Origin of the sequence: Nitrosomonas sp. Nm33 (genome assembly GCF_900107265.1) — a bacterium.
Classification (GTDB): Bacteria; Pseudomonadota; Gammaproteobacteria; order Burkholderiales; family Nitrosomonadaceae; genus Nitrosomonas.
In genome coordinates this window covers 1-12,005 of record NZ_FNPJ01000017.1, presented here as the reverse complement: position 1 = coordinate 12,005, position 12,005 = coordinate 1, and the positions used below count along the sequence as shown (strand labels likewise).

Annotated in this window: 15 protein-coding genes; 8 read left to right on the top strand and 7 right to left on the bottom strand. The window is 41.9% G+C overall.

Going from position 1 to position 12,005, the window contains the following annotated elements; all coding sequences use genetic code 11:
- Window positions 1–23 precede the first annotated feature (23 nt).
- Window positions 24–1,106 (bottom strand): tRNA epoxyqueuosine(34) reductase QueG, encoded by a 1,083-nt coding sequence (gene queG / locus BLV54_RS05520; RefSeq protein WP_090568933.1) that lies wholly within the window; start codon window positions 1,104–1,106, stop codon window positions 24–26.
- Between queG and tsaE the strand changes: the two genes are divergently transcribed.
- Entirely contained in the window at window positions 1,101–1,589 is a 489-nt protein-coding gene (tsaE, locus tag BLV54_RS05515) for a tRNA (adenosine(37)-N6)-threonylcarbamoyltransferase complex ATPase subunit type 1 TsaE (RefSeq protein ID WP_256329166.1), read from the top strand. The two genes, queG and tsaE, sit on opposite strands and share 6 nt — an antisense overlap.
- Window positions 1,571–2,977, top strand: coding sequence for an N-acetylmuramoyl-L-alanine amidase (locus BLV54_RS05510; RefSeq protein WP_090568930.1), 1,407 nt, complete (start codon window positions 1,571–1,573; stop codon window positions 2,975–2,977). Before tsaE ends, BLV54_RS05510 begins: the two co-directional genes overlap by 19 nt.
- A 277-nt stretch (window positions 2,978–3,254) precedes the next feature.
- On the opposite strand, the gene rpmG is transcribed toward BLV54_RS05510, so the two are convergent.
- The 3 genes from rpmG to radC form a co-directional block, all read right to left on the bottom strand.
- Entirely contained in the window at window positions 3,255–3,410 is a 156-nt protein-coding gene (gene rpmG / locus BLV54_RS05505) for a 50S ribosomal protein L33 (RefSeq protein ID WP_090568927.1), read from the bottom strand.
- Window positions 3,411–3,462: 52 nt separating this feature from the next.
- Complete coding sequence (rpmB, locus tag BLV54_RS05500; RefSeq protein ID WP_090568923.1) at window positions 3,463–3,699, bottom strand: 50S ribosomal protein L28; 237 nt, start codon at window positions 3,697–3,699, stop codon at window positions 3,463–3,465.
- A 63-nt stretch (window positions 3,700–3,762) separates the two neighbouring features.
- A complete protein-coding gene (gene radC, locus BLV54_RS05495) occupies window positions 3,763–4,437 on the bottom strand; it encodes a RadC family protein (protein ID WP_090568920.1) in 675 nt (224 codons plus the stop codon).
- A gap of 147 nt (window positions 4,438–4,584) precedes the next feature.
- Between radC and coaBC the strand changes: the two genes are divergently transcribed.
- From coaBC to BLV54_RS05480, 3 genes are read left to right on the top strand one after another with little or no spacing between them, the layout of a single operon-like run.
- Window positions 4,585–5,790 (top strand): bifunctional phosphopantothenoylcysteine decarboxylase/phosphopantothenate--cysteine ligase CoaBC, encoded by a 1,206-nt coding sequence (gene coaBC, locus BLV54_RS05490; RefSeq protein WP_090568918.1) that lies wholly within the window; start codon window positions 4,585–4,587, stop codon window positions 5,788–5,790.
- Window positions 5,791–5,800: 10 nt separating this feature from the next.
- Window positions 5,801–6,250 carry a dUTP diphosphatase gene (gene dut / locus BLV54_RS05485; RefSeq protein ID WP_090568915.1) on the top strand — a complete coding sequence of 150 codons (450 nt, stop codon included), beginning with the start codon at window positions 5,801–5,803 and terminating at the stop codon, window positions 6,248–6,250.
- Complete coding sequence (locus BLV54_RS05480; protein WP_090568913.1) at window positions 6,244–6,693, top strand: DUF192 domain-containing protein; 450 nt, start codon at window positions 6,244–6,246, stop codon at window positions 6,691–6,693. The genes dut and BLV54_RS05480 overlap by 7 nt, the downstream gene beginning before the upstream one ends.
- 39 nt (window positions 6,694–6,732) lie before the next feature.
- On the opposite strand, the gene ffh is transcribed toward BLV54_RS05480, so the two are convergent.
- On the bottom strand, window positions 6,733–8,082 hold the full coding sequence (gene ffh, locus BLV54_RS05475) for a signal recognition particle protein (protein ID WP_090568910.1): 1,350 nt from the start codon (window positions 8,080–8,082) through the stop codon (window positions 6,733–6,735).
- A 136-nt stretch (window positions 8,083–8,218) separates the two neighbouring features.
- Between ffh and BLV54_RS05470 the strand changes: the two genes are divergently transcribed.
- Both BLV54_RS05470 and BLV54_RS05465 read left to right on the top strand, forming a co-directional pair.
- Complete coding sequence (locus tag BLV54_RS05470; protein WP_090568907.1) at window positions 8,219–9,064, top strand: cytochrome C assembly family protein; 846 nt, start codon at window positions 8,219–8,221, stop codon at window positions 9,062–9,064.
- A 304-nt stretch (window positions 9,065–9,368) separates the two neighbouring features.
- A complete protein-coding gene (locus BLV54_RS05465; RefSeq protein WP_090568904.1) occupies window positions 9,369–9,914 on the top strand; it encodes a septation protein A in 546 nt (181 codons plus the stop codon).
- A gap of 144 nt (window positions 9,915–10,058) precedes the next feature.
- Here BLV54_RS05465 and BLV54_RS05460 read toward each other — a convergent pair whose 3' ends face one another.
- Window positions 10,059–10,307, bottom strand: a complete 249-nt coding sequence (locus BLV54_RS05460; protein ID WP_090568901.1) for a sigma-70 family RNA polymerase sigma factor — start codon at window positions 10,305–10,307, stop codon at window positions 10,059–10,061.
- Between the two features lie 1,079 nt (window positions 10,308–11,386).
- Between BLV54_RS05460 and BLV54_RS05455 the strand changes: the two genes are divergently transcribed.
- Complete coding sequence (locus BLV54_RS05455) at window positions 11,387–11,662, top strand: AAA family ATPase (protein WP_090568898.1); 276 nt, start codon at window positions 11,387–11,389, stop codon at window positions 11,660–11,662.
- 20 nt (window positions 11,663–11,682) lie between these two features.
- On the opposite strand, the gene BLV54_RS05450 is transcribed toward BLV54_RS05455, so the two are convergent.
- Window positions 11,683–12,005 (bottom strand): transposase (locus BLV54_RS05450; protein ID WP_090572414.1); only part of this gene is annotated, 323 nt, incomplete at its 5' end.

Genomic DNA, 12,005 nt, shown 5'->3' with positions numbered 1-12,005 from the left:
AATCAAAGAACTGCAGTAGTCAACTATTTATCATGCTGCCGCAGCGCCCATTGGACATGTTCACGTACTAAAGGGGAAGGATCATTACTGCGTGCTTGCAACGCTTCAATGACCGCTGGAGATGAGGGAGCATTACCCAAACCAACCGCAAGATTGCGCAACCATTGCTCATAACCGATGCGACGAATGGGACTACCCGCAAGTTTTGATTCAAACTCTTCCCTGCTCCATTGAAATAATTCCACCAGTGAGACATTATCCAGTCCATTGCGCACAGCGAAATCAGCTTCCTGTGTGGTCCTAGCAAATTTGTTCCAGGGGCAGATCAATTGACAATCATCACAACCATATACCCGATTACCGATTAGCGGGCGCAAATCTTCGGGAATACTACCCTTTAGCTCAATGGTGAGATAAGAAATACATCGTCTTGCATCTAACTGGTAAGGACCAATAATCGCCTGGGTAGGACAGATATCAATGCAGCGAGTACAGCTACCGCAATAGCTCTCGACAGGATCGTCTACAGGTAGCGGTAAATCAGTATACATTTCCCCAAGGAAAAAGTACGATCCCCCTTCTCTGGATAACAGCAATGTATGCTTGCCACGCCATCCAAGTCCTGATTTTTTTGCCCACTCTACTTCCATTACCGGCGCGCTATCAGTAAAAACACGATAATTAAATTGACCTATCTTACTGGAAATATTGTCAGCCAGTTTCTGCAGTCGCGCACGCAATACTTTATGGTAATCACGTCCGACAGCATAGCGTGAAATAAATGCTTTATTGCCGTCATGGATAATGCCCCAACTTTCCTTCACTTCTGGCGGTGCATAATTCATACGCACAGAGATCACTCGCAACACCCCAGGTACCAGCTCTGCAGGGCGGGTACGCTTGGTACCATGTTTTGCCATATAATCCATGTCGCCATGGAAGCCTTTATCCAGCCACGCGAATAGTTCTGCTTCGACTAAAGACATGTCAGCATTAGCATCAGCGATACGAACATCTTGAAAACCAAGTTGTCTACCCCAATTTTTGATAGATTCTTTTAACGAAGCAACATCTAATGATGAATTTGTGGAGATCTCTTCTTGCATAATCCTTTTCTTTCCAATTCTGATACAGAGCAACCTTTTATTTTACAGCTTGCCAATGAAACAGCAACGCTAGCGCTTGGTGAGAAAATTGCCAGCATTTTGCATCCTGGCTTAATTATCTTTCTTTCTGGTGAGCTAGGTGCTGGGAAAACTACATTAACTCGCGGTATTTTGCACGCAATGGGTTATTTGGGGAAAGTGAAAAGCCCAACGTATAATCTGGTTGAGATCTATAAATTTTCTAGGTTATACTTGTATCATTTTGATTTTTATCGCTTCAATGATCCTATTGAATGGGAGGAAGCTGGCTTCCGCGATTTCTTTAATGCAGAAACAATTTGTTTAATCGAATGGCCAGAGAAAGCTGACAAATTATTGCCAGCTGCGGATATAGAGATTTTTCTTCGATTCAATGAATTAGGCCGGGAAATTAGAATTCAAGCTGGAACTGAAAAAGGAAAACAATGCTTAAAATCCTGGTAAAATCTGGAGCTACTTTTAATATCATTGCGACTGGGTATTATCAGGGTTTATTTCTAGCTTTTTTCTTATTAATTGCCATCCTCATTTCCTTATTTAGCAATAGTGCTCTGGCAAGCACAAAGATTATCTCTACGCGTCTCTGGGCAGGCCCGGAATATACCCGACTGACACTTGAATCCAACTCACCTATTAACTATACCCTTGATACACTTGATAATCCTCGAAAAATTATTATGAATCTGGAAGGGGTGGCATTAACCCCTGCGCTGGAAAGTCTGTCAGGAAAAGTTAATAAAAAAGATCCTTTTATTCAGGTAGCACGTATAGAACGCCCAAAACCACATACACTGCGCCTTGTTTTAGGGCTAAAAACCAGCGTTGCGCCTAAGACATTTACTCTTGATCCAATGGATGGATTTGGTCACCGTCTTGTACTGGATATCTATCCACCTGAAGAGCCTGCTGCATCCAATAAAAAAGAAGATCCATTAATGACACACGGCGGCGAAGGCAATGCAGCTCGGCATCCTGCGGCTGCATCCAATAAAAAAGAAGATCCATTAATGGCGCTGGTACAAGAATTTGAAAGCAGAGTACCTACGAAAAATAATAGCCACAAGCAATCAGGAGTATTACCAACAGCTTTTGATCGCAATCCTCGTAAATTATCAAAAACTTACATTGTAGCAATTGATGCGGGACATGGCGGGAAAGATCCTGGCGCAATTGGACCAAATGGTACTCGAGAAAAAGATGTAACTCTTGCTATTGCAAGAAAGCTCAAAACCAGTATAGACAAAGAACCCAATATGCGTGCCGTATTAATTCGGGATGATGACTATTTTTTACCTCTCGAAGAACGACGTGCAAAAGCACGCCGGGCAAATGCTGATTTGTTTATATCTGTTCATGCAGATGCTGTCCCGAGACTTCAGGCACGTGGCTCTTCTGTATATGCATTATCTGAAAATGGAGCCACTTCCACGACAGCAAATTGGCTAGCAAAAAAAGAGAATGAGTCCGATTTAATCGGAGGAGTTAAACTTGATAACAAAGATCACTATCTTAAAAAGACGTTAATAGATTTATCTTTAAATGCGACTATTAACGACAGCATCAAGCTTGCCGGGAACGTACTATCAGCAATTAGCAGCATTAATCCTCTAAATAAGAGAAATGTAGAACAAGCAGGTTTTGCTGTTCTCAAATCACCAGATATTCCATCCATCTTGGTGGAAACTGCATTTATCAGTAATCCAACAGAAGAAGAAAAATTGAGGAGCCAAGCATATCAGGATAAAATGGCCAATGCGATCACTGCTGGAATTAAACGCTACTTTGCTGGTAGCTCAGTATTAGCTCATACTGAATTAGTTCAGGCTAAGTAATTTTTCACATGAAGAAATTTGTGAGCAGACATTACGAATTTCTTGAATATCTTAAATCACTACTAGACAGAAAGGAAGAAACAATAGCAGAAGTAGTGAAGTTGTGACATAAATCAAAATACCAGACTGGCATTCACACGAACAAAACGATACCACCAGAAAAGATGCATGCAACGATCTTATAGGTTAGTGAGAGAAAATACCACCTAAAGAGTAGTCAGTTTTTATTGATAAATAAACCAAAATAGTAAGTTTATTTATTACCGAGTACTTTCTGTTATTTTAATTTTGTTTCTTTGTATTTGACATGCTTTCTTACCACTGGATCATATTTCATAAGCTCTAGTTTTTCAGGTTTAGTGCGCTTATTTTTGGTTGTGGTATAAAAATGACCAGTTCCAGCTGAAGATTCAAGTTTGATTTTTTCACGCATAATTAAATTCCCGTCTTAAGTCTTAATTAAAGTAAATACTTTACCTTATACACTAAACGCTCTCACCACGCGCACGCATTTTGGCAAGCACAGCATCAATTCCATTTTTATCAATAGTACGCAATGCCGCATTAGTCAAGCGTAAAGTGATCCATCGCTTCTCACTTTCTACCCAGAATCGGCGATGCTGCAAATTTGGTAGGAAACGACGTTTTGTTTTGTTATTTGCATGGGAAACATGATGACCAGTCATAGGTTTTTTACCAGTCACTTCACATACTCGCGCCATGGTTACGTACTCCTAGATTTATAAAACTAAGTATTATATCCTGATTCAGAGGTATTCTTCAATTCATATCAGACCATGCTCTGCAAATGAGAGTGTGTCTCTATCACCGATAATAAAATGGTCCAATACCTTGATATCGACCAGTGCAAGCGCTTGTTTCAACGATTGAGTAAGTATCTCATCAGCCTTACTGGGTTCCGCGACACCAGAGGGATGATTATGAGCAAAAATCATGGCTGCGGCATTATGATATAATGCACGTTTGACTACTTCACGCGGATATACACTGGCTTGTGTCAGCGTACCTGTGAATAATTCCTCAGTAGCAATAGTACGATTTCTAGCATCCAGGAAAATACCCATAAATATCTCGTGCTCCTTCCCAACCAGACTAAGGCGCAAGTAATCGCGAACTGATTGAGGCGAATCCATGATATCGCCACTGTTTAGTTCTTCTCTGAGTGCACGCTGAGCCATTTCCAGAACAGCTTGTAATTGAGTATATTTGGCCACTCCCATACCAGGCAATTGACATAATGCATCTTGATCAGCAAGGAATAATTCTGTCAAACTTCCAAAATGTTTTAATAATTCTCTTGCCAGATCCACTGCACTTTTACCTGCAATACCAGTACGTAAGAAAATAGCTAATAACTCAGCATCTGAAAGGTTTTTTGCTCCTTTTTTCAGGAGCTTCTCACGCGGGCGCTCGGACTCAGGCCAATCTGTAATTGCCATTGTTTAATAAAACATGTAAAAAATCATCGTTACCAAATTAACGGCTAATTTTTCCAACAATGTAGTAAATTACTTATGCTTATCAATTTTTGTGTTTTAGCTCGGACCAAATCTTTTTTCCTATTTTCAATTAATCAGCGCGCATAGATAATTGTGACAAACTCCCAGAAAAAAAAACGTGTGTTACTTGGAATAACTGGCGGTATCGCAGCGTATAAGGCTGCTGAACTTGCACGCTTACTCATACAAGATGGTACTGAAGTACAAACCGTTATGACTGAGGCAGCTTGTCATTTTTTAGGATCAACCACATTACAGGCATTGACCGGCAAACCGGTACATACTCAACTCTGGGATGAAAGTGTCAATAACAGCATGGCCCATATCGATCTATCACGTGCTGCTGATGTCATTTTAGTCGCGCCCGCAAGTGCTGATTTCATTGCCAAAATCGCTCATGGCCTGGCAGATGATCTGCTGTCAACGTTATGCCTTGCTCGTAATTGTCCGCTGATGATTGCACCTGCCATGAATCGCCAGATGCTGGAAAATCCCGCAACACAGCGCAATCTGACTACCTTACAAAAAGATGATATTACTGTGCTCGGCCCTGCTCATGGCATTCAGGCTTGTGGTGAAACTGGAATGGGACGTATGCTGGAGCCACAAGAACTTTTTGAAGCTGTGCAGAATTTCTTTCAACCCAGATTATTAGAGAAGAAGCGTATCCTCATTACAGCTGGGCCTACCTTTGAAGCGATTGATGCAGTTCGCGGCATTATTAATTTAAGTTCGGGTAAAATGGGCTACGCACTCGCGCAAGCTGCACTTGGGGCAGGTGCAGAAGTTACGCTAATTTCAGGACCGGTCTGCTTGACTTGCCCTACCGTTAAAAAATTCATCCCCATCACCAGTGCTAACGATATGCTGACTGCAGTCAAAAATGAGGTGATCTTTAACGATATTTTTATCAGCGTCGCCGCAGTAGCAGATTATCGTCCCGCTATCGCTCACACCCAAAAGATAAAAAAATCCGATAATGATCTGATGCTGGAGCTCATTCCTAATCCCGATATCTTGCAATATGTCGCTAATTTGCCCAATCCACCATTCTGCGTTGGTTTTGCTGCTGAAACAGAAAATATTGATCAAAATGCAAAAAGCAAGCGTCACAAAAAGAAGCTGCCTTTGCTTGTTGCAAATTTGGCCCAGGAGGCGATGGGTGCAGATGACAGTACCTTGCTACTGTTTGATGATAATGGTAAACATATACTACCCAAAGCACCTAAAATTGATCAAGCACGCCGCTTAATCGAGCACATCGCTGCCTTACATAAACAACATCATAGCTAACTCTTCTGGTATGAAAAAAATCGACATCAAAATTCTTGATCTGAGGCTAAGAGATCAGCTACCCGCTTATGCTACGCCAGGTTCTGCGGGATTAGATCTGCGCGCATGTATTGAGCATCCCATTCAAATACAGCCCGGGGAATCACAATTAATTCCAAGTGGTATTGCGATTTATTTGAATGATCCAGGTTTAGCGGCAATAGTGTTACCCCGCTCTGGTCTTGGCCACAAGCATGGCATCGTACTAGGGAATCTGGTTGGATTGATCGACTCAGATTATCAGGGACAGATTTTAGTTTCTTGCTGGAATCGAGGGCAAACAGACTTTTTTCTTAACCCGTTAGAACGGATTGCTCAACTAGTGATCGTTCCTGTCCTGCAAGCCCAATTCAATATAGTTGAAAATTTTGAACCGACCACCCGCGGTGAAGGTGGCTTTGGAAGTACAGGTAAATGTTAAAGTACCTTTTGTTCGCGATCATTATTTTGCTGCTACCAGCAGCGGAAAGCTCAGCTACTCAAACTGTACCCCCAGCAATTCCTCTTAAAATTTTAAATCATACGCTCTCGGCAGAAATAGCGCATACCCCAACTGCGCGCTCCAAAGGATTGATGTATCGCTCGCAATTGGAGAAAAATAGCGGCATGCTGTTCGTTTTTCCCAAAACAAATATTTATGGTATGTGGATGCTCAATACCTCTATCCCCCTCAGCGTGGCGTTTCTTGATGAGAAAGGGGTGATCCTCAATATTGCCGATATGGCCCCGCTCTCAATCAATACCCATTATTCAGCCAAACCAGCTAAATATGCTCTTGAAATGAATCTTGGCTGGTTTGCTGAAAAAGATATAACAACTGGAATTCAGGTAGAAGGACTCGAGCAGGCGTCTAAAGCAGAATAATCAAACCTAAAAAATTTTCCTCCTCGATCGTTCTTGATACTAGCGCATCTGCGGTAGCATGCCTTTTACTGCACGCATCATCTTGGCCATGCCACCTTTATTGACCATTTTCATCATCTTGCGTGCCTGCTCAAATTGCGCGAGCAAGCGATTTACCTCCTGCACAGAGACACCCGAACCGGCTGCAATACGGCGTTTGCGTGACGCCTTAATGATTTCTGGTTTGGCACGCTCTTGTCGTGTCATGGCATTGATAATTCCTTCAGTACGATTAATTATTTTATCGTCTACCTTCATATTCTGGGCTGCTTGCGTCAATTGATGCGGCAGTTTCTCCAACATTGCACTCATTCCGCCCATTTTTTTCATCTGCTGGAATTGCATTTTGAAATCATCAAGATCGAACCCCTTGCCTGATTTCATTTTTTTCATCAGCTTTTCAGCTTCTTTCTGATCTGCGCTACGCTGCGCTTCTTCAATCAACCCCAATACATCGCCCATGCCCAGGACACGAGAAGCCATCCGGTCAGGATAAAAAGGCTCCAGTCCAGTCAATTTCTCAGCCACCCCGGTAAACTTGATTGGTTTACCCGTCACATGCCGCACCGATAAGGCCGCTCCTCCCCGTGCATCTCCATCTAACTTGGTTAAGATAACACCCGTCAAAGGAAGCGCATCAGCAAATGCCTTCGCCGTATTGACAGCATCTTGCCCTTGCATTGCGTCGACGACAAAAAGTGTCTCAATTGGTTTCAGCAGAGCCTCAAGTTCAGTAATCTCGTCCATCATCACTTGATCAATACCGAGGCGACCTGCAGTATCGACGATCATTACGTCATGGTGATGTTTGCGAGAATAATCCAGCGCAGCAGTGCAGATTTCTGCTGGCTGTTGACCTGCTTTTACCGGAAAAAAATCAGCACCAACTTGACTGGACAGCAGCTCTAACTGATCAATAGCAGCAGGTCGATAAATATCACAAGATACCAGCATCACTTTTTTCTTTTTATTATCTATCAGCCATTTAGCCAATTTTCCACTGGATGTGGTTTTTCCCGCACCTTGCAACCCTGCCATGAGAATAACAGCAGGCGGTACAGTGCTGAGGTTGAGATCCGCTTTTTCTCCTCCCATGATGGTCATGAGCTCTTGATGAACAACTCCTACTAACGCCTGTCCAGGAGAAAGACTTTCTATTACCTCCCGACCGATCGCCTTTTGTTTTACCCGCTCGATAAAATCCTTGATAACAGGTAAAGCAACATCAGCTTCAAGTAACGCCATGCGCACTTCACGCATTGCTTCCTGTATGTTACTCTCAGTTAATCTCGCTTCTCCACGCAGAGTTTTGATAACACCAGAAAGTCGATTCGTCAGATTATCAAACATATTTGTCCCTCAAAAAATTGATGCTGATCATATAGCACCATAAAATGATAATTTCTCAAATTCTAATAATAACGCTTTGAATTTATACAAGTGCAAGGTAGACTGAATAAATCAGTTTTCTAGATCTGTTTTATAAATGCTCAGCATTCTAGTTTATATTTCAGCTTTTTTGTTTTATACATTAGTTGGATGGTATTTCTGGCCCACCCGCTGGAAGAATCAACCCATCTCACCCAGTGCTGAAGTAAGTACCTCATCAATTGCCAAGGGAGAGCATTTCATCATGCTTGCCCCGCTTACACTTCATGGTCTTATACTTTATCAAACTATTTTTATAAATACTGGACTCAGTTTTGGTGTGGGTAATGCAATCTCATCGATTGTATGGCTGACTGCCTTGATTTACTGGTTCTCAGGTTTCTTTTCACGGCTGCGTGAATTACAGAATTTGATTGCACCGATCGCTATTGTGGCAGCAATAGCAGTATTATTGCCCTTGACGCTTCCTTCACTGCGCCCCCTTGCCAACACTGAATTACCTGCATTTAAAGCACATTTGCTGGTCGCTCTGCTTGCCTATAGTCTGTTTACTATCGCGGCACTCCATGCAATCCTTATGACGATATTGGAGTATCGCCTTCACCATCCTGCCATGTCACGGGTATTGATGAATCTCCCACCCCTTCTCGTTATGGAGAAAATGCTGTTTCGCATTATCTGGGCAGGTTTCATACTCCTCACTTTGACACTTCTTAGCGGCATAATATTCTCACAAGAAGTTTTTGGCCAATCCGTAACATTTTCACACAAAACACTTTTCAGCTTTATCTCTTGGGGGGTATTTGCAGCCCTGCTTATAGGCAGGCATTTTTATGGCTGGCGTGGACGTACTGCTATACGTTGGACTTTAACCGGTTTTACCATTCTTCTGCTTGCTTATATCGGTAGTAAATTTGTGCTGGAAATTATCTTGCATCGGTAAAAACAAATTTGATTCAATTGCTCTTGATTAACATTCCAGCAAAACCAGTCTAACAACTGGCTGCGAGGAGGCTGGCTAGAGGATTATCAGGTTTGATTTAGAAGTGGAATAAGAGACTGCAATTGAGGAAAATAGGATAATACAAACGCATACATCTTTTATCTCTTAACAGCACGAAACCAAATTTGCGCTGTTGTATTAATCCTGCATTACTCAAGCTTGACCAGAATAGCGATGAGACATAACAACTCAAGCATAATTACTGCGATAATAACTTCTCCAACTACACTACTGACACCATTTTATGAAGTTTCTTTTTGATCTCTTTCCAGTAATCCTTTTTTTTATTACTTTTAAAGTTTATGGCATTTACGCTGCAACTGCGGTAGCTATTGCCGCTACTTTTGTGCAAATCGGCTGGGTATGGTTCCGTCATCATCATGTTGACAACATATTATGGATAAGTCTCGTGATCATTGTCATTTTTGGCAGTGCAACATTAATCCTGCAAGACGAGACTTTCATCAAATGGAAACCGTCAGTGCTTTACTGGCTGTTTGCCAGCGCATTGCTCTTGGCGCGAGTGATTTTTAAGAAAAATTTGATCCGTACCATGATGAAAGAGCAGATCAAACTACCCGAGCAGATATGGGTTCACCTCAATACCAGCTGGGCAGCATTTTTTGCATCAATGGGTGCCATCAATCTCTTCGTAGCATACAACTACTCTACTGAAACCTGGGTTAATTTCAAGATGTTCGGCTTTATGGGTCTGATGCTGACTTTTGTTGTTCTGCAAGGATTATTACTGGGAAAATATATCGAGAAAAACGAGGATAAGGAAATATGAAATCCTGTTGTATTAGCAACAATTGAAAATAGGACCGCTGATACCTTAACACCTGGCTCAGATAGTTGCGGCTTAAGCTATTAAAAACCATCAATTGATGGATCATTTTAATAAGCGAAATGAATAAAACAATAACAATTATTTCTATTCCTTAGTACATGATCGGAGAGCGTTTCTGCAATGATTCATAGCTTCATGTATGAGGATATATACTAATGAAGTGGAAATAGCCAATTCATCGGCAATCATCCGATGGCTATATCCTTCTATCTGATAAAGCTCAAACACCCGCTTGGTACGTTCCGGGAGCTTAGCCAGCGCCTGGGCAATCAACGCAATATGTTGTCGATTAATCGCATGAGTTTCAGGTGATGCTGATGGAGCCCCTGCCATCCAGATCGACCGATGGTGAGTGCCATGGTGACGTAAGCATATATTTATGCTTACTTACGGCGCAGTCAGCTCCTTCAATCAGAGCTCCCTCAATGGAGTCTTCAATAGCCTGGTGTTGCCCCTATCAACAGCAATTGCATACAAATTTTCATCAATGAGATTGCCAGCCGTTACCCTGGTGATAATGTCGTTATGATCCTTGATGGCGCCAGCTGGCATAAAAACAAGGATTTCCATTTGCTTGAGAACATCCGTTTATTATTCCCTTCTCGAATTCATCTGAATTGAATCCGCGGGAATATCTTTGGGATGAACTACGAAAAAATACTTTCATAACCGCGTGGTTGACAGTATCGATGCGCTCGAGAATCATTTGGTTAGTGCATTATATGATCTCGAAAATACCCCGACTTTAATCAAAAGTATAACTAACTGGAATTGGATTATTATTAATGCGGTTTCTAGTGCAAATTAGGATTAGTCGGTTAATTCGTTCATTTTGCAGAATGCAATAACTGACACTTTTTTTATATTCCAGCAGTAGCCAGAAGTTTATCAATTGATCTTGCATTACTTAAGGATCCGGTGAAGTGCGAGCAATTACTTTCGGACGGATTTAATGAAGCACTGACTAATGCTGAAAATGAGTTTAAGAAACAAATGCGCATTAATGAAGGCAGCAACACGACCGCCTAGGATTCGTGAGAGCGTTTATTTTCTGGCGGGAATGTATATAGAGATATGTGCCCTGCTTAACTTTAATCCCAAAGCGATCAAGGAAAACCCGCTAGACCTTTAAAATGTAGTCGCTCAAACTTAATCAGACAGCTTCAAAAATTAGTTTCTATTCAATTTGACATTGATTGAATTCGACCAGAAGCGATATTTAGCGCTTTGAAAAAGCAAGCAGTCATCCCGATCAGGCAACGTATGTGCCACAACAATCCATGCTTCCGATATCTCGCACGATAGCCGTATTCATTAGTATAAACATATGGTACATTCGACCCTTTTTACCGAGGCTTGTCGTCCTCGCCCTTTAATTTGCCAGATAGCAGAGATATCCACGAGGCATTGCAATGAAGATTGAAAAAATTGAAATCAAGAATTTACACCACCGATTTGATATCACTCTAAATCATCTTTACCCTGGGTTAAACGTCGTTCACGCAGAAAATGGGGCTGGAAAAACGACAGTCTTGCACATAATTGCAAACCTTTTGAATGGTGACTTAAGTAGGTTTTTGTTTCTTGATTTTGACCTAATTTCAGTTTGGTTTTCTGGCCAAGCAGGCCCGATCACTATCCAATCAGAAGGAACGAAAGATGAATCACGGATAATTTTCAAATTATAGCCTAACCAGTTAAGAATGATTCAGAATGCATAGGATTTGAAGAGCGTATCGACGGTTTGGTTTTGTTGTCTACGGAGCGCCTTGGCCTGTGCCCATTTGTGTTCGATGGGATTGAGATCAGGAGAATAAGCGGGAAGGTATTCAAGGGTATGCCCGGCGTTATGTATGGCATCCCGTGTGTCTAGTCTCTTATGGAAGGTGGCATTGTCCATCACAACGATGGAATGTAGTGGCAATTTAGGCAACAGGTCCTGCATCGCCCATCCATGAAACACATCAGCATTGATGTTGGCTTCAAACAGGCCGATGGTTACCAGTAACTTTCCAATCAGGGCACCAATCG